Raw genomic sequence first — 18,405 nt, 5'->3', positions numbered from 1 at the left:
CGTTTTTCCCGGGTCCCTCCCTGCACGGTTTAGAATCATGGGTATGGGCATACAAGACGAACAGCCGCAGCGGGATGGCGATCTGCTGGTGGCTCTGGCTCAGATCGACACCTGTGTGGGCGATCTTGACGGCAACGCCGACATTATTATGGATTACTCCCATAAGGCAGCTAAGCAGGGGGCGGCCCTGGTGGTCTTTCCCGAGATGAGCCTGACAGGTTACCCGATCGAGGACCTGGCATTTCGCGCCAGCTTCCGTCGGGCTGCCTGGTCCCGGGCCGACCGTCTGGCCCGGGAGCTGGACGAGCAGGGTCTGGGCCATTTGCATGTGATCGTGGGGACCGTTGGTACCGACGCGGATCAGGACAGGCCCCGCAATCGGCTGGTAGTGCTGCACCAGGGGCGTGTCGAGGCCGGCTATGACAAGCACTTCCTGCCCAACTACGGAGTCTTCGACGAGTACAGGATTTTTACTTCGGGGGACAGAACCGTGGTCCTGGAGGTGCAGGGGCACCGGATAGGGCTGGCCATCTGCGAGGACATCTGGCAGGAGGGCGATCCCATCAGCGACCTGGCTGGCCGGGACATCGACCTCCTGGTGACCATCAATGGCTCCCCCTTCGAGGAGGGCAAGGGGCATGTCCGCTACGAGCTGGCGGCTCGCCGGGCCAAACAGGTCGGTGCGCCTCTGCTCTACCTGAACCAGGTGGGCGGGCAGGACGATCTGGTCTTCGACGGCGGCAGCTTTGTGGTGGACCAGGATGGCACCCTGCTGGAGCGCTCGCCCAGGTTCGTCCAGGATCTGTCCACGTGGACCTTGCCTGCACGAGGGGAGCGCCCAATGCCCAGCAAGTCATGCATGGCCGAAGAGATGCCTGGAGACGAGGAGGTCTATCGGGCCTGCGTGCTGGGGCTACAAGACTATATGGCCAAGAATCACTTCACCGGCGTCTGCCTGGGGCTCTCAGGCGGGATCGACTCGGCCCTGGTGGCCACCATGGCCGCCGATGCCTGCGGGGGGGAGCACGTGCGCGGCATTTCCATGCCCAGCCGCTATTCCTCGGAAGGCTCCCGGGATGATGCCGCCGACCTGGCCCAGCGTCTGGGCGTGCGTTACGTGGTCCAAGCCATAGGCCCGGAATTCAATGCCTTCCAAGGGCAGTTGCATCTGGAAGGAGTTGCTGAAGAGAACCTGCAGGCCCGGATACGCGGCGTCATCGTCATGGCCTACGCCAATGCCGAGGGGCTTCTGGCCCTAGCCACAGGCAACAAGTCCGAGCTGGCCTGCGGTTACTCGACTATTTATGGCGATGCGGTCGGAGGCTACGCGCCCATCAAGGATCTGCTCAAGACCCGGGTCTGGCAGCTGGCCCGCTGGCGCAACGCCCAGGCCCAGGCACGGGGCGAACGTGAGCCCATTCCGGTCAATTCCATCGTCAAGCCTCCTTCGGCCGAGCTGCGCCAAGGGCAGAAGGACTCTGATTCCCTGCCCGACTACAGCCTGCTTGACAAGGTCCTGGAGGCGTACATCGAGCATGCGCATGGTCGGGCCGACCTTCTGGCCGACGGCTTCGATCCCGACACGGTCGACACGGTCATGCGACTGGTGGATCGGGCCGAGTGGAAGCGGCGTCAGTACCCGCTGGGGCCCAAGGTCACCTCCCTGGCCTTCGGCCGTGACCGTCGGCTGCCTGTCACCAACGCCTTCAGGGAATGATCACCATGGGTTCCGAACAAGAGCAAACGGCCTGGTACTTCAACACCGTCACCGGTGAACCCGAACAGGGCAAGCTGTCTCCCCAGGACAGGCGGATGGGCCCCTACCGCAGCAGGCAGGAGGCCCTCGATGCCTGGAAGATCGCCAAACGCCGGAACAAGGAATGGGATGAAGAAGACCGTCGCTGGCGGCAGGCCTGGGAGGGAGACCCTGGGCAGGGACAGTCATCAGCTGACAGATGAAGCTCCTGCTGGATCGCTCACTAGCGTTAGCGACCAGTCAGCCATGCGGGCAGAAGGAATCGGGACTCAGACGGTGTGCCGGGCGAGTTTGCAAGATATGGGCGTGGCGCCCATTGCGAGTCCGCCCTTAGTGTGATATAGCTCACGTCGCGATTCGGTTTCCCGTGGTAGTGCGCACCCTATACTTGAAAGTGACAGTGGTGTGAGGAAGCGCCATTGACCATATCAACAAGGAGTTGACTATGACAGCAGTTGAGACCAACACCGTCTCTCCCGCAGAGCTGCAAGCCAAGGCTTGGAAGGGCTTCAAGGGCGAGGACTGGAAGAAAGACATCGACGTTCGCGACTTCATTCAAAAGAACTACACTCCGTACACCGGTGACGAATCCTTCCTGGCACCGGCCACAGAGAAGACCAAGTTCCTGTGGAACTACCTGGATGACAATTTCCTCGCCGTGGAGCGCAAGCAGCGCGTCTACGACGTGGACACCCACACTCCGGCGGGCATTGACGCCTTCCCGGCCGGATACATCGACGGCAAGCCTGCCGGCGAGACTCAGGATGACGTGATTGTCGGCATACAGACCGACGTGCCCTGCAAGCGTGCGATGATGCCCTACGGCGGCTGGCGCATGGTTGAGCAGGCCCTCAAGGAGGCCGGCAAGGAGCCCGACCCCGAGGTCAAGAAGATCTTCACCCGGTATCGCAAGACCCACAACGATGGCGTCTTCGACGTTTACACCAAGAGGATCAAGCTGGCCCGCCACAACAAGATTCTGACCGGTCTGCCCGATGCTTACGGCCGTGGCCGCATCATTGGCGACTACCGTCGTGTGGCCCTCTACGGCATTGACGAGCTGATTGCCCGCAAGAAGGCCGACAAGGATTCGATTCCTTACCGCAACGACTTCACCGAGGAAGAGATCGAGCACTGGATCCGCTTCCGCGAGGAGCACGCCGAGCAGATCAAGGCTCTGAAGCAGCTGCTGAACCTGGGCAAGGAGTACGGCCTGGATCTGAGCCGTCCTGCCATGAACGCCAAGGAAGCTGTCCAGTGGACCTACATGGCCTACCTGGCCTCGGTCAAGAGCCAGGACGGCGCCGCCATGTCCATCGGCCGTCTGTCCGCATTCTTCGACGTCTACTTCGAGCGTGATCTGGCCGCTGGCCTGATCGACGAGACCGATGCCCAGGAGATCATCGACAACATCGTGATGAAGCTGCGCATCGTGCGCTTCCTGCGGACCAAGGACTACGACAACATCTTCTCGGGCGACCCCTACTGGGCCACCTGGTCCGACGCTGGCTTCGGCGATGACGGCAGGCCCATGGTCACCAAGACCTCCTTCCGTCTGCTGGCAACCCTGACCCTGGAGCACCTTGGACCCGGCCCCGAGCCCAACATCACCATCTTCTGGGATCCGAAGCTGCCTGAGGGCTACAAGCGCTTCTGCGCCCGTATCTCCATCGACACCTCCGCCATCCAGTACGAGTCCGACAAGGACATTCGCGCCCACTGGGGCGATGACGCTGCCATCGCCTGCTGCGTGTCCCCCATGAGGGTCGGCAAGCAGATGCAGTTCTTCGGTGCTCGCGTCAACTCCGCCAAGGCCCTGCTCTACGCCATGAACGGCGGCCGTGACGAGATGACCGGCATGCAGGTCATCGACAAGGACGTGATCAAGCCTGTCACCCCCAAGGAAGACGGTTCTCTGGACTTCCAAGAGGTCAAGGACAATTACGAGAAGGCCCTGGAGTGGCTGAGCGAGACCTATGTCGAGGCCCTGAACATCATCCACTACATGCACGATAAGTACGACTACGAGTCCATTGAGATGGCCCTGCACGACAAGGAGGTCTACCGCACCCTGGGTTGCGGCATGTCCGGCCTGTCCATCGCCGCTGACTCCCTGTCGGCTATCAAGTACGCCAAGGTCTACCCGATCTACAACAAGGATGCCAAGGGCACCCCTGAGTATGTCGAGGGCGCTGACGACGACCTGATCGTCAACTACAAGACCGTCGGCGAGTTCCCGGTCTACGGCAACGACGACGATCGCGCCGACGACCTGGCCAAGTGGACTGTCTCCACCGTTATGGGCCAGATCAAGCGCCTGCCTGTCTACCGTGGCGCTGTGCCGACCCAGTCCATCCTGACCATTACTTCCAACGTGGAGTATGGCAAGAACACCGGGTCCTTCCCCTCCGGCCACAAGAAGGGCACTCCGTACGCTCCCGGCGCCAACCCCGAGAACGGCATGGATTCGCACGGCATGCTGCCCTCCATGTTCTCCGTGGGCAAGATCGACTACGACGACGCCCTGGACGGCATCTCGCTGACCAACACGATCACCCCTGACGGCCTGGGCCGCGACGAGGATGAGCGCATCAACAACCTGGTGGGCATCCTGGACGCCGGCAACGGCCACGGGCTCTACCACGCCAACATCAACGTCCTGCGCAAGGAGCAGCTGGAGGATGCCGTCGAGCACCCCGAGAAGTACCCGCACCTGACCGTGCGCGTCTCGGGCTACGCCGTCAACTTCGTCAAGCTGACCCGCGAGCAGCAGCTCGACGTGATCTCCCGCACCTTCCACCAGGGCGCGGTGACCGACTGATCGCCCTTGTGCGATAGTCAACCGTTGATGAGACGGTGAATCATGGGGCGGGGCGCACCAAGGCCCCGCCCCCTTTTCGTCTTTTTCAGGAGGATCCAATGACGGAGACCACCACCTTCCATACCACGCAGCCGCACATGCTCAAGGAATCCAAGGTCTACCAGAGCCAGACCCTGATGGGCGGCCTTTCGGGGTTCGAATCGCCCATTGGACTGGACCGGCACGACCGTATGAATGCCCTGCGCACGGGCGACATCGGATTTGTTCACTCCTGGGACATCAATACCTCAGTGGACGGGCCGGGCACAAGGATGACCGTCTTCATGAGCGGATGCCCCCTGCGCTGCCAGTACTGCCAGAATCCTGACACCTGGAAGATGCGCGATGGCCAGCCCGTATACCTACAGGCCATGATCGATAAGGTGGCCCGTTACCAGGACCTCTTCAAGAGCACGGGCGGAGGAATCACCTTCAGCGGCGGCGAGTCCATGATGCAGGCAGCCTTTGTCTCACGCGTCTTTCGCGCTGCCAAGGAGATGGGCGTCCACACCTGCCTGGACACCTCGGGCTTCCTCAATCGCAACTACACCGATGCCATGATTGACGATATCGACCTGTGTCTGCTGGACGTCAAATCCGGCGACGAGGCCACCTACAAGAAGGTGACCGGCGGCACGTTGGCCCCCACAATCGAATTCGGCAAGCGTCTGGCTGCCCGTGGCAGCAAGATTTGGGTTCGCTTCGTGCTGGTGCCGGGGCTGACCGACTCCGAGGAGAACGTCGAGAACGTCGCGCGGGTGTGCGAACAGTTCAAGGATGCCATCGAGCACATTGATGTGCTTCCCTTCCATCAGCTTGGACGGCCCAAGTGGCATGAGCTTCGCATCCCCTACCCGCTGGAGGACGCCAAAGGCCCTTCGGCGGCCCTGAAGGATCGGGTCAAGAAGCAGCTTGAGGCCCACGGCTTCGTGGTCTACTGAGCCGCAGAACCCACTGTGGTTCCCAGGCGGTCCTAGGAGCAACCCGAATAATCAACTTATGACTCCTCACGGCAGATGCCGTGGGGAGTTTTGTTTGATCGGGCGCAGGCCAGCCAGCCAATCAGCGAATGACCGACTCACTGAATGTCTTGCACGCTGAATGACCGACTTAATGGTTGGAAGAGCCAATGGACGGCGGATCCAATGGATGACCGATACTGTAAATCGATAAATTGCTGACCAGTCATGCTCGGTAAACGATTGTCAGCGGGTTGAGGCCATGGACTATGCTTTCAGGCGAGTGTTTTCCGGGCCTGGTCGGCCCGGTGGCGTTACGGAAGACAAACTAAAAAAGAGGTTGAGCGCAGGTGACCACGGATCCTAAGACGCAGCTGCTTTCAGAGCCCGCCCAGGGTGTACCGTCGGTCATCGACGATATGGCCGGATACCGCCGGGCATGTCGGCTGCTGTCCCAGGGGAGCGGTGCGCTGGCCGCGGACGCTGAACGCGCATCAGGCTTCCGCTATGGCCACGACGACTACCTGGTCCAGTTCAAGCGCCAGGGGGCGGGGATATTCCTGCTGGACCCACCGGCTCTGACGCAGGCGGGCTGCGACTGGTCGGAATTCAATAAGGCCGTTGATGGTGCCCAGTGGATCATTCATGACTCCCCCCAGGATCTGCCAGGCTTCTACGCACTGGGCATGAGGCCCTCATCGCTCTTCGACTCCGAGCTGGCGGCCAGGATGCTTAATCTCGGTCATTACGGCCTGTCTGCAGTTACCGCACACTATCTGGGGCTGACCCTGGCCAAGGAGCACTCCGCCGCAGACTGGTCCTACCGCCCACTGCCGCGTGATTGGCGCAATTACGCCGCCTTGGATGTGGAGCTGCTGGATCAGGTGCGATCGTGCGAGCTGGAGGATCTGCGCCGTCACGGCAAGGATGAGTGGGCCAGGCAGGAATTCACCTGGCTGCTGGAGCAGGGCAAAATCCCCAAGCCGGAGCCCGAGCAGCCCTGGCGGCATATTTCGCATATCAATGCCCTGCACAATGACCGTCGAGGCCTTGCTGTGGCCCGTTCGCTGTGGACCACCCGAGACCAGCTGGCCCGGCGCAACGACATCGCTCCGACGCTGCTCCTGCCCGACAAGGCCATCATCGAGGCCGGCAGGCTCAAGCCCCGCAACAACGCCCAGTTCCGAGCCATCCGATCCTTGAATGAACGGGTCAGAATCCACACCGGCGGTGAGCAGGACCGCATGTTCGAGCGCTATGCTCCCATCCAGCGCCGGGTCAGACCCTCAGTCTGGAAACAGGCCATTTTGGATGCGTTGCATCTGCCCACCGAAGAGCTGCCTGTGCCTCCCAAGCCGCGGTGTGAGGAGACCAATGCCCCTAAGTCCATGCAGGTCTGGCGGCACCGCCACCCGGAACGATATGCCAGGCTGGAGGCAGCGCGCAAGGCGGTGACAGAGGTGGGACGCCAGACCAACACCCCCGACGAGATTCTGATCAAGCCCCGCTACCTGCGTAACCTCTGCTGGACCGATCAACCGGAGAAGCGGGATGTGGCCGACTTCCTGCGTCAGGAGGGCGCCCGTCCCTGGCAGGTTTCGCTCCTGTCAGAGTCCCTGACTCGCGCTATTATGTAACGGTTGCCTTACTGGCAGATCAAACGGTTTGGATGAATTGGAGCGCAGCGTGAAAATCAGCGTCAGAAACCTCGAGCCCACCAAGGTCAGGCTCACCATCACCGTCGATCCCGATGAGCTGAACCCCTACCTGGATCAGGCCCGTAAGGAGATCGGCAAGCAGGTAACCATTCCCGGCTTCCGCAAGGGCCATGTGCCCGGACCCATCATCGATCAGCGTGTGGGCTTTGCCAGCGTGGCGGGCGAGGCCGTCAACGCCGGCGTGCCCGAGCTCTACTCCAAGGCCCTGGAGGAGAAGCAGCTGCACGCCATGGCCCAGCCACAGATCGATGTCAAGGACATGCCTTCCTCGGCCAAGGACGACACCAAGCTCAAGTTCACCGCTGAGGTGGAGATTCGTCCCAAGTTCGAGCTGCCCGACATCGAGGGCATGGAGATTGAGGTCCCCAAGCCTGCCGTCACCGACGAGGACGTGGACAAGCGTCTGGACAACCTGCGTCAGCGCTTCGGCACCCTGGTCAGCGTGGATCGTCCCGCCTCCAAGGGCGACTATGCCAACATCGACCTGGATGCCGTCATCGACGGCGAGTCCGTGGACTCCCAGCAGGGGGTCAGCTACGAGCTGGGCTCCAACACCATGCTGGACGGCCTGGATGAGGCCCTGGACGGGTTGTCCGCCGGGGAGGAGACCACCTTCGAGGGCACCCTGGAGGCCGGTGAGCACCAGGGCGAGAAGGCCCAGATCAAGGTCAAGGTCAACTCGGTCAAGGCTGAGGAGCTGCCCGACCTGGACGACGAGTTCGCCAAGGAGGCCTCCGAGTTCGAGACCCTGAAGGAGCTGCGCGAGGACGTGCGCAAGCAGTGCCAGGTGGATGCCGAGGGTCGGCAGGCCACTGACGCCCGCGACGCCTTCATTGCCAAGCTCCAGGACGGCCTGGACATCCCGGTGCCCAAGGGCATCAAGCAGTCCATGGTGACCGATCAGCTCAAGAACACCGGCAAGGATCCCGACAAGGCCAGCAAGGATGAGAAGGCCGAAGCTGAGAAGAGTGTCGAGAAGGAGCTGCGTGACCAGATGACCCTGGACGCCCTGGCTGAGAAGCTGGGCATCACGGTCAGCCAGGCCGACGTGACCAACTTCCTGGCTTCCATCGCTCAGCAGTACGGCATGGATCCCAGCGCCTTCATCAACGGCATCGTCCGCAACGGCCAGCTGGGTTCGGCCGTGCAGGAGGTCGGCCGCTCCAAGGGCATGCTGGCCGGCATGCGGGCTGTTACCTTCAAGGATCCCGATGGCCAGGAGGTGGACCTGAGCCGCTTCCTGGGCGAGGATGAGCCCGAGGTCCAGGAGGAGCAGGACGAGAGCGTCCAGGCTGCCTCCGCCGCGGCTGAAGTGGCTGACCAGCTATCCCAGGATCAGGAGTAGCTTTTAAAGCAGCGAACAGGGCCGCACCCAGTGGCGAAACAGCCTGGGTGCGGCCCTGTCGCAACGGTTGCGCAAAGAGCAGAAAGACCAAGACCGCGTCGATTGCGGGGGCTACTCTCAATACAGATACGTTTATCGAAGGAGACAGGGTGAACAACTCATTGGCAACCAGTCCCGTGATGGAGGAGGGGGAGGCCCCTGCGCCGACCGATCCCATCTTCAACCGACTGCTCAAGGACAGGATCATCTGGCTGGGGGACGAGGTCAAGGACGCCAACGCCAACGTCATCTGCGCACAGATGCTGATGCTGGCGGCCGAGGATCCCAAGAAGGATATCTGGCTCTACATCAATTCGCCTGGCGGCTCCATTACGGCCGGCATGGCCATCTACGACACCATGCAGCTGATCGAGCCCGACGTGGCTACGGTTGCGGTTGGCATGGCGGCCTCCATGGGCCAGTTCCTGCTCTCCAGCGGGGCCAAGGGCAAGCGCTTCGTCACCTCCCATGCACGGGTGCTCATGCATCAGCCTTCGGGCGGCGTCGGAGGCACGGCCACTGATGTCAGGATCAACGCCGAGCTGATCATGGACATGAAGCGCACGCTCTCCCAGCTGACGGCCGAGCAGACCGGCCACACCCTGGAAGAGATCTACCGGGACAACGAATACGATCACTGGTTCACGGCCCAACAGGCCCTGGAGTACGGCTTTGTCGACCGGATCGTGACCACCCACGGCACTATGACCGCGGATCAAGGGAAGTGAGCACTCCACATGGCATCTGAAGAAGCGCAATTCGTAGCACGGGCCCGTCGACTGGCCGGCCCTCGCGGCCTGGGCGCCATGCCCACCGACCGCTATGTGCTGCCGCAGTTCGAGGAGCGCACCCCCTACGGCTATAAGCGCCAAGACCCCTACACCAGGCTCTTCGACGACAGGATCATCTTCATGGGCGTCCAGGTGGATGACACCTCCTCGGACGACATCATGGCCCAGCTGCTGGTTCTGGAGAGCCAGGATCCCAACCGCGACGTGATCATCTACATCAACTCGCCGGGGGGATCCATGACGGCCATGACCGCCATCTATGACACCATGCAGTACATCAAGCCCGATGTGCAGACTGTCTGCCTGGGCCAGGCTGCCTCGGCTGCTGCGGTTCTTCTGGCGGCCGGAACCAAGGGCAAGCGGCTGATCCTGCCCAACGCCCGTGTGCTGATTCACCAGCCGGCCATGGAGCAGGACTTCGGCAAGGCCACCGAGATCGAGATCCAAGCCAAGGAGATGCTGCGCATGCGCACCTGGCTGGAGGAGACCCTAGCCAAGCACACCGGCCAGGATGTCGACAAGATCCGCAAGGACATCGAGGTGGACACCATTCTGACCGCCCAGCAGGCCAAGGATTACGGGATGGTGGACGAGGTCCTGGAGCACCGCAATTAGCTCCAGTGACTGCGCGCAAGATTGATCGTCCGGATGGCGGCGGGTCCTCGGGACCCACGGCCTCCGGACGTTTTTGGCATCATGGACGATGTCAGTCAGAATGTGATTTCGGCGATCCTCGCGGATTCTCCGGGAAGGGAGAGCCATGGGCCGTGTGGTCAGCTACAATGACGGACTGAATCGCTGCGAGTTCTGCGGCAAGGACGAGCACCAGGTGCGCCGCCTGGTCAAAGGGCCTTCCTGCGCTATCTGCGACGAATGCATACGCCTATGCGCCCAGATCATCCAGGAGGACATGGCCAAGGATGCCGCCGACCAGCGGGTGACCCTGCCTGCGCCCTCAAAGATATTCGCCTATCTGAACCGGTATGTCATAGGCCAGGAGGCTGCCAAACGCACCCTGTCGGTGGCTGTCTACAACCACTACAAGCGCGTCAATATGGACCTGGGAGACCGAGGCCGTATTGCCGACGCTGCGTTTGGAGGCAAGGATGCGGCCCCGCGCGTCCAGGTGGACAAGTCCAACATCCTGCTCATGGGTCCCACCGGCGTGGGCAAGACCTACCTGGCACGAACCCTGGCCACCATCATGAATGTCCCCTTCGTTATTGTGGATGCCACCAGCCTTACCGAGGCCGGATATGTGGGCGAGGACGTGGAGTCCGTCCTGCAGGGGCTGCTTCAGGCTGCCGACGGCAACATGGATCTGGCCCAGCGCGGCATCATCTACATCGATGAAATTGACAAGATCGCCAGAAAGTCTGGCGAGAACACCTCCATCACCAGGGATGTGTCCGGCGAGGGGGTTCAGCAGGCCCTGCTCAAGATCATCGAGGGCACCCAGGCCCGTGTGCCGGTCCAGGGTTCGCGGCGGCACGGCGATGTCCGCACGGTCGTCATGGACACGGCCAACATCCTCTTCATCTGCGGCGGCGCCTTTGTCGGTCTTGAAGAGATCGTCCGTCGGCGGCTGGGCCTGCGGGAGAGCGGATTCTCGGCTACTCAAGGGAATGACAGAGTGCCCGACGACCGGGTCATGAGCCAGGTCAGGGCCGAGGATCTGGAACAGTTTGGTTTGCTTCCCGAGTTCGTCGGGCGGTTGCCGGTCATCTCCACCCTGGAGCCGCTGGGCGCCCATGAGCTGCGGCGGGTGCTGACCGAACCGGACAATGCCCTGGTCGACCAGTACCGGCGCATGTTCCTGGATGACGGGGCCGATCTGGTCTTCACCGATGCCGCCCTGGACCGTGTTGCTGCCATCGCCCTGGAGCGCAAGGTGGGCGCCCGGGGGTTGCGCGGAATCATTGAGCACACCCTGGAGGCGACCATGTTCGAGCTGCCCGACAGGACGGATGTCTCCCGTGTTGTGGTGGATGCCGATGCCGTGGACGGGACGGGATCGCCCCGCTACGAGACCGGGCAAGGCATGGCCGCAGCTACTGGTCGTCGTTTGGCCTGACACCGCCGTGATGAGCACCGCTGTTGGCCGGGCCCGATAGGATGATCATTGATGCCGGAAGGGAGGACCCATGGGTGCTCGTAGCGCTGTTGTGGTCACGCACAGCCGGGTCCGGGCAAGCGGCCACCTGGTGGACGAGGTCGAGGAGCAGCTGCGCCGGGACGGATTCCGTGTCTCGATTGTCGACAACATCGCCGCCCCGGAATTCGGCAGCCCCAGCCAGCAGGTGGCCGACGACACCGAGATCGTCATCGTCCTAGGCGGCGATGGAACCATTCTGCGGGCTGCAGAGTTGGTCAAGGGCACCGAGGTCCCCATCCTGGGAGTCAATCTGGGTCATGTGGGGTTCCTGGCGGAGTTCGAGAGCTTCCAGATAGGGGAGGCCATTCGCCGGGTGGCCGATCATGACTACTCCATCGACGAGCGCATGGTGGCCCATGTGGACCTGTGGATACCCGGGGCCGATCGACCACTGAGCGACTGGGCACTTAATGACATGACCCTGGAACGATACGATCGGGGCAAGATGATCGAGGTATCGGTCCGAGTGGACGATGTGGAGATGAGCTCCTTCGGCTGCGACGGCATGATTGTGGCCACCCCGACCGGATCGACGGCCTATGCCTTTTCGGTGGGCGGGCCCATCGTCTGGCCGGATGCGCAGTCGCTGCAGATGGTGCCCATAGCCGCCCACGCCCTCTTTGCCAGGTCCCTGATCATCGGCCCCAAGTCGCAGTTCACCCTGGACATTCTGGGTGATTCCCAGTCGGCCGGCTGGATCTGCAATGACGGGCGCCGTCAACGGCCTGTGCCCAAGCAGTCCCGCATTGTGGTGCGGCAGTCCCATGACATCCTGAGGCTGGCCAGGCTGTCCGGGGTGCCCTTCACCAGACGGCTGGTCTCCAAGTTCGACCTGCCGGTGGTCGGCTGGAGGGAGCAGCATCGCCCCTCGGCGGCTGCAGACGGGCAGGACCAGGGGGAGCCGCAGGAGTCGAACAAGGAGCACTGATGCTGGAAGAGCTGGAAGTACGAGACCTGGGTCCCATCCATCATGCCCTGCTACGGCCTGCTGCCGGCATGACGGCCATCACCGGGGAGACCGGGGCTGGCAAGTCCATGCTGCTCAACGCCATCAGGCTGATCTCGGGATCCACTGCCCGTCCGCAATTGGTGTCGCCTGGAGCACATGAGTCCTGGGTCCAGGGGATTTTTGATGCTGGTGCGGCAGGAGCCGGGAATCCAGTGACCGCTGCCATAACCGAGGCTGGCCTGCCCTTGGAGGATGAGGGACAGATCTTCTTGGCGAGAACCATGCCTGTCAAGGGGCGTTCACGTGCCGCTCTGAACGGCAGGACGGCCCCTCGTGGCCTGCTGGAGGAGGTGGCCGGCATGCTGGTCACCGTCCATGGCCAGGCGGATCAGATGCGTATGGCCAGTCCGGCCCGGCAGCGCGAATTTCTGGATGCCTATGCCGGTGACGGTCTGCAGCTGGAGGCTTTTTCCAAGGCCTTCAGGCAGTACCGACAGGCCCAGGACCATCTGGAGGAGCTGCGCAACCAGCAGTCCGGCGCTATGGCCCAGGCTGATTATCTTCGCGAGTCCATCGCCCGGATCGACCGTGTCGACCCCCATCCCGGTGAGGATCGTGAACTCAAGGCCCAGAGAGACCGGATCGAGCATGCTGCCCAGATCAGTCAGGGAGTCATGTCCGCACTATCCACCTTGGACGCCGGCCAGATTGACCCGGATGCAGACTCACCATCGGCTACGGCCCTGGTAGAACGAGCCATCGCCGCCTTGGAGGGCATCGGTGTAGAGGGGGTCTTTCAGGAGGCGGCCCAGCGGTTGCGCTCGCTGAATGCCGACCTGTCCGATCTGGTCTTCACCCTGAGCAGCCAGCTGGACGACGAAGGCCAGGAGGGCGATCTGGACAAGATCAACGCCCGCATCCACGATCTGGATGAGCTGACCCGGCGCTGGGGACCAGACATCGACGACGTTCTGGCCTGGCGCAAGAAGGCTGCGTTTGAGCTTGAGGACATGGATGCCTCACCCGAGAAGCTTGAGGAGCTTCAGGGTCAGGTTGAGCAGCTTCGCGGGAGCGCCCTGAAAGCCGCACGGACTCTGTCAGCGTCACGGGCCAAGGCTGCACGAAGGTTGAGCGATCTTGTCGACGGTGAATTGCACTCCCTGGCCATGGCGGGCGCTGGGCTGGAGATCCGTGTCAGACCACGCCAGGACCAGGACATGGACGGGCATGGTCTGGATCAGATCGATTTTCTCTTCAGACCGTATCCGGGTTCGGACCTTCTGCCCATGGGCAAGAGCGCCTCGGGCGGCGAACTCAGCAGACTCATGCTGGCCCTGGAGCTGGTGGCCGCCGAAGGCCGGACATCATCGGGCCCCGACAGGTCTGGCCATGGACATACTGGCGTAGATTCTCAGGTCGGCGACCCGACGATGACCTTCATCTTTGACGAGGTGGATGCTGGCGTCGGCGGTCGGGCTGCCGTGGAACTGGGTCGTCGTCTGGCCCGATTGGCCGTCACCGCCCAGGTGATCGTGGTCACCCACCTGCCGCAGGTGGCTTCCTGGGCTGATCGACAGTTCGTCGTGGCCAAAGGGCGTGAAGGCGGCGATGCCGTAGAGACCCTGGTCCGCCAGGTGGAGGGCGAGGACAGGGAGCGGGAGATCGCCCGGATGCTGGCCGGCAGCGAGTCCACGACCTCCCTGAAGCATGCCCGAGAGCTTCTGTCCTCCAGCAGACTCCAGGCCTGATGGGTCTGGTTGTCGCCTCAACTTTGCCATGTTCAGGTCCGTTGATTCAGCGAATCCGACAAGTTTTGACGACTTTGTTGCTGGCGACTCTGCTGCCTTTTGTGGCTGTGTCGCCGCGTGCTCGACATCAGCCATTCTGTTCCTTTTTATTTCTGATGCTTTGACAGTAGGTATCCGGCTGTTGATGGACCTGTGATAACACCCATACGGGATTTTCGTAAAAGACACCGCATCCGCCCTCGACATGAACAATGCGGCGGCGACCTGGTCCAAATGGATTTTGTCTGAAATTGTGATCGGCCGGGGATTTCGGCACCAGAGACGTATCTATCAATCCATGATCCACCCCTTGGATGATCAAGGTCGGAGTTTGTCTCCGTGATTGAACTGTTATAGTGTATATATGAACACCGGCACAGCTCAGCCAGGGTCGTGCCGACAATCAATGAAAGGGGCTTGGATGAAGCTGATCATCTCATCCCTGTCCGGGCAGCCGATTTATCGGCAGATCGAGGACCAGATACGTTCGGCCATCCTGACCGGAGACCTGAAAGCGGGGGAGGGACTGCCTTCCTTGCGACATCTCTCACAGGAGCTCAGGGTGTCCGTGCTGACCGTGACCCGCGCCTATACCGAACTCGCTCAAGAGGGTTTGGTGGAGAACATCCAAGGCAAGGGGACCTTCGTGGCCGACAGCGGCGACCAGGTCATGCGGCAGCATCTGGAGGACCGCGTGCAGTCCCTGCTGGGAGAGGCAGTCGATACGGCTCGTCGGGCCGGCATGGAGCCGGATCGGATTCGCGGCCTGCTCGACGGCCTGCTAGGCAACAGGGGTTCTGCGCCCGCGTCCGAAGAAGGAAAGGAATAGCAGCATGTGCGCATCACCGGTGATGACAACCTCTGGCGAAGAGGTCGACTATGCCCTGCGTATCAGTGACCTGGGGAAAAGCTATGTCAGGGCCGACGGCACGGGTTTCCGCCTGCACCAGGTCACCATGGACCTGCCCTTGGGCTACATCATGGGATTGATAGGCCCCAACGGCGCAGGCAAATCCACTCTGATCCGGCTCTTGCTGAATATGACCCATCGAGACAGCGGAGCAATCAGCATTTTGGGCCGTGATCCCTTGAGCCAGGAGGAGGAGGTCAAAGCAGACCTGGGCGTGGTCTTCGATTCCATTTATTTCCCGGAGGCATGGAAGGTCAAGGCCGTCGAGCCAGTGATGGCACCCATGTATCCCTCTTGGGACAGTGATCGCTACCACGACTATCTGCGTCGGTTCGGTCTGCAGGAAAACCGCAAAATCGGCAAGCTCTCGCGTGGCATGCAGATGAAGCTGATGCTGGCCGTCGCCCTCAGCCACGATGCAAGGCTCTTGATTCTGGACGAGCCCACCAGCGGTCTGGATGTCCTGGCCAGAGACGAGCTCATGGATATTCTGCTGGACTACATCGGCGACGGTTGTCATTCGGTGCTTTTCTCCACGCACATCACCACGGATCTCGAACGGGTAGCTGACTTCGTCACGTATATCAATCGGGGGTCTGTCTTCTACACCGGCCCCAAGGACGAGTTGATGGAGGCTTTCCAGGTCGTAAGAGGGGGGCCGGACGATCTGGCTGGAGGGCAAATGCCGCATCTGATGGGCTTGCAGCGTTCCGCCACAGGTTTCGAGGCTCTGGTGCCCGCCGAACACTTGAAGGATTTTCTGGCATCGGCTTCTCCTGCCGCCGTGGAGCCTTCAGAGGACCGCTACCTGGTGGAGCGGGCCGACTTTGACAACATCATCAGACTGACCGCAGGCCCACCTGCTGCGGCCGACAAGAACAAGGAGGTGGAGTCATGAAGGCGATAGCCGAGCAGATCAGGCTGGACATGCAACGTTTCTCAGGAGCAGGGAGAACTTGGGTTGGTGTGCTGATTTTCCTGTCTGCGCCCGTCATCGGAATCCTGCTGAACCTGGTCATGGCTCTGACAGGCAATGATGGGGATGATGCACGGACTGCGTTGACGGGATTGGTGGCCGGCATGGGAATCGGACTGATTGTAGGCCTGGTATCTGGTTTGTTTGTCGATTTCAGCAATGCAGCGATTCGGTTGAACGGTCTGCTGCCCATAACACGTGATCACCAGGTATTCGGACGCTATGCTGCTGTAAGTCTGCTGGTCCTGGTTCAGTCTTGCGGCTATGCAATATTCTATTTCTGCGTTGCTGATTCGTTTTTGCAGGGTCAGGCCCATTGGCGTGCTACCGTCCTGTTTGCTCTGGGATTGTTCATGTCGGAGTCTTTGCTCTTTGCAGTAGCTGCCCCCCTGTTTTATTGGCTGGAAATGGCGAAAGCCGTGATAGCTTTTCTGGCGCTTCTTGGTTTGGTACCAATAACGGCCCTTGTCGGCAGTTGGCTGCCCTTTGACTGGGGGGCCGTCTGGAATTCAATCATGCGTTTTTTGACATCCGACCTGTGGCGGCCGGTGCTCCTCGGGCTGGCGGTGATTCTGGCGGCTGACATGGTTTCGATAGCCATATCTCGCAAGGTCTATGCCAGGAAGGAGATCTGAGCCGATTCGCTCAGGCTTCAGGACTGCATGACCGCGTGGCGGACGTAGTCGGACATATCTCCGGGATCGATGCAGTCCTGGAAGCGCACAGGCGCGTTTTCCAGGGTGCGCAGAGCCTTGGGGGGCCTGGTGTTGGTGGACTCGGCCAGGATGTCCATGCAGTCGAAGTCGCTGTCCGGGGTCTCCAGGCCCAGGGATTGGCAGACCACCCGGGGGAACTTATAGGGGCTGGCCGTGGACAGCAGCACCCGGGGCACGGCAGGATCCCTGTCGGTCTGTCCGGTCATGACCTGATAACCGCAGGCCGTGTGCGGATCGATCAGGTATCCCCGGCCCTCCCAGCAGTCGCTGATGGCTGATCCCACCTGGTCCTCGTCGGCCCAGCCGCAGGAGAAGAGCCCGCGGATTCTGGTCATCAGGGCCTCAGGCACCTGGTAGCGTCCTGTGGATTCCAGATCGGCCATAAGCGAGGCAATCAGTTTGGTATCGCCGTCGGCCATGTAGTAGAGCATCCGTTCCAGGTTGGAGGAGATCAGGATGTCCATGCTGGGGGAGGTGGTGGCGTAGAAGGGGCGGTTGCGGTCGTAGACGCCAGTGGTCAGGAAGTCGTTGAGGACCCGGTTGCGGTCCGAGGCCACGGTCAGGCGGGCCACCGGAAGGCCCATCATCTTGGCGTAGTATCCGGCCAGCACATCGCCGAAGTTGCCGGTGGGCACGCAGAATTCGACCGGATCCCCAGGTCTGATCACTCCCCGTTCCATCAGGGACCCGTAGGCCCGGAAGTAGTAGACGACCTGCGGGGCCAGGCGGCCCACATTGATGGAGTTGGCCGACGAGAGAACCGTTGAGGCCTTCTCGTCCAGCTCATGAGCCAGATCAGCGTCGGCGAAGATGGACTTGACTGCGGACTGGGCATCGTCGAAATTGCCCCGAACCGCGCAGACCTGCAGGTTGCCGCCCTCCTGGGTGACCATCTGCAGGCGTTGGATCTGACTGACCTTGCCCTGAGGATAGAAAACAGTGATGCCCGTGCCTGGCGCGTCTGCGAATCCGGCCAGCGCCGCCTTGCCCGTGTCTCCGGAGGTGGCGGTGAGCACCATGATCCGTTCGCCATCGTCCCCGGCCAGAGCCATCAGTCTCGGCAGAAGCTGCAGGGCCACGTCCTTGAAGGCCGAGGTGGGCCCGCGGAAGAGCTCCAGTACGAAGTCGTTGCCGCCCAGGTCCACCAGAGGTGTGATTGCCGGATCGGACCACTGCTCTCCGTAGGCTGCGTCCAGGCAGGAGTCCAGTTCTGGGGAAGAGTAATCGCTCAGCAGTCTCGAAAGGACCAGTTTGGCCGTGCCCTTGTAGTCCAGGCCGGCAACGTCGGCAGGGTCGATGGTCAGTGCGTCCAGTCCATCGCTGACGTAGAGTCCGCCGTCAGGAGCCAGGCCTCGTCTGATGGCCTGCTTGGACTGCAGCTGCTCCTTGCCGCCTCGGGTGCTGTGGTATGTGCTCATGGTTGCCTGCCCCTCCGCCATGTCGC

General features: G+C 61.7%; 15 protein-coding genes. 14 read left to right on the top strand and 1 reads right to left on the bottom strand.

All coding sequences use genetic code 11. From position 1 onward, the window contains the following. Nucleotides 1-37 precede the first annotated feature (37 nt). The 14 genes from ACUIAH_RS03090 (at nucleotide 38) to ACUIAH_RS03025 (ending at nucleotide 16,880) form a co-directional block, all read left to right on the top strand. Nucleotides 38-1,717 carry an NAD+ synthase gene (locus ACUIAH_RS03090; protein WP_445341360.1) on the top strand — a complete coding sequence of 560 codons (1,680 nt, stop codon included), beginning with the start codon at nucleotides 38-40 and terminating at the stop codon, nucleotides 1,715-1,717. Between the two features lie 5 nt (nucleotides 1,718-1,722). Next, nucleotides 1,723-1,959: a hypothetical protein gene (locus tag ACUIAH_RS03085; protein WP_101432280.1), complete on the top strand. Its 237-nt coding sequence runs from the start codon at nucleotides 1,723-1,725 to the stop codon at nucleotides 1,957-1,959. A gap of 242 nt (nucleotides 1,960-2,201) precedes the next feature. Next, the gene (gene pflB / locus ACUIAH_RS03080; protein WP_045924199.1) at nucleotides 2,202-4,577 is read left to right on the top strand and encodes a formate C-acetyltransferase; all 2,376 of its coding nucleotides are present in this window, start codon (nucleotides 2,202-2,204) and stop codon (nucleotides 4,575-4,577) included. A gap of 98 nt (nucleotides 4,578-4,675) precedes the next feature. Beyond that, nucleotides 4,676-5,557, top strand: coding sequence for a pyruvate formate-lyase-activating protein (gene pflA, locus ACUIAH_RS03075; protein ID WP_015021700.1), 882 nt, complete (start codon nucleotides 4,676-4,678; stop codon nucleotides 5,555-5,557). A gap of 368 nt (nucleotides 5,558-5,925) precedes the next feature. Further along, nucleotides 5,926-7,212: an HRDC domain-containing protein gene (locus ACUIAH_RS03070; protein WP_144086026.1), complete on the top strand. Its 1,287-nt coding sequence runs from the start codon at nucleotides 5,926-5,928 to the stop codon at nucleotides 7,210-7,212. Between the two features lie 49 nt (nucleotides 7,213-7,261). Continuing rightward, nucleotides 7,262-8,638 (top strand): trigger factor, encoded by a 1,377-nt coding sequence (tig, locus tag ACUIAH_RS03065; protein ID WP_445341359.1) that lies wholly within the window; start codon nucleotides 7,262-7,264, stop codon nucleotides 8,636-8,638. Between the two features lie 179 nt (nucleotides 8,639-8,817). Beyond that, the gene (locus ACUIAH_RS03060; protein WP_029676324.1) at nucleotides 8,818-9,405 is read left to right on the top strand and encodes an ATP-dependent Clp protease proteolytic subunit; all 588 of its coding nucleotides are present in this window, start codon (nucleotides 8,818-8,820) and stop codon (nucleotides 9,403-9,405) included. 9 nt (nucleotides 9,406-9,414) lie between these two features. Next, on the top strand, nucleotides 9,415-10,083 hold the full coding sequence (locus ACUIAH_RS03055) for an ATP-dependent Clp protease proteolytic subunit (protein ID WP_144086028.1): 669 nt from the start codon (nucleotides 9,415-9,417) through the stop codon (nucleotides 10,081-10,083). 145 nt (nucleotides 10,084-10,228) lie between these two features. After that, the gene (gene clpX / locus ACUIAH_RS03050; protein ID WP_445341358.1) at nucleotides 10,229-11,542 is read left to right on the top strand and encodes an ATP-dependent Clp protease ATP-binding subunit ClpX; all 1,314 of its coding nucleotides are present in this window, start codon (nucleotides 10,229-10,231) and stop codon (nucleotides 11,540-11,542) included. A 70-nt stretch (nucleotides 11,543-11,612) separates the two neighbouring features. Next, entirely contained in the window at nucleotides 11,613-12,551 is a 939-nt protein-coding gene (locus ACUIAH_RS03045) for an NAD kinase (RefSeq protein WP_445341357.1), read from the top strand. After that, nucleotides 12,551-14,320 (top strand): DNA repair protein RecN, encoded by a 1,770-nt coding sequence (locus ACUIAH_RS03040; RefSeq protein WP_445341356.1) that lies wholly within the window; start codon nucleotides 12,551-12,553, stop codon nucleotides 14,318-14,320. The genes ACUIAH_RS03045 and ACUIAH_RS03040 overlap by 1 nt, the downstream gene beginning before the upstream one ends. Nucleotides 14,321-14,780: 460 nt before the next feature. After that, nucleotides 14,781-15,188, top strand: coding sequence for a GntR family transcriptional regulator (locus ACUIAH_RS03035; protein ID WP_121914582.1), 408 nt, complete (start codon nucleotides 14,781-14,783; stop codon nucleotides 15,186-15,188). 22 nt (nucleotides 15,189-15,210) lie between these two features. Then, nucleotides 15,211-16,167 (top strand): ABC transporter ATP-binding protein, encoded by a 957-nt coding sequence (locus tag ACUIAH_RS03030; RefSeq protein ID WP_445341534.1) that lies wholly within the window; start codon nucleotides 15,211-15,213, stop codon nucleotides 16,165-16,167. Further along, nucleotides 16,164-16,880 carry an ABC-2 transporter permease gene (locus ACUIAH_RS03025; RefSeq protein WP_445341355.1) on the top strand — a complete coding sequence of 239 codons (717 nt, stop codon included), beginning with the start codon at nucleotides 16,164-16,166 and terminating at the stop codon, nucleotides 16,878-16,880. The genes ACUIAH_RS03030 and ACUIAH_RS03025 overlap by 4 nt, the downstream gene beginning before the upstream one ends. Before the next feature lie 17 nt (nucleotides 16,881-16,897). Here the strand turns inward: ACUIAH_RS03025 and thrC are convergent, their stop codons facing one another. Beyond that, nucleotides 16,898-18,379: a threonine synthase gene (gene thrC, locus ACUIAH_RS03020; RefSeq protein WP_445341354.1), complete on the bottom strand. Its 1,482-nt coding sequence runs from the start codon at nucleotides 18,377-18,379 to the stop codon at nucleotides 16,898-16,900. Nucleotides 18,380-18,405 lie beyond the last annotated feature (26 nt).

Source organism: Bifidobacterium sp. ESL0820, from assembly GCF_052606235.1.
The sequence above is the reverse complement of the archived record's forward strand: the minus strand, read 5'-3'. Positions and strand labels throughout refer to the sequence as shown.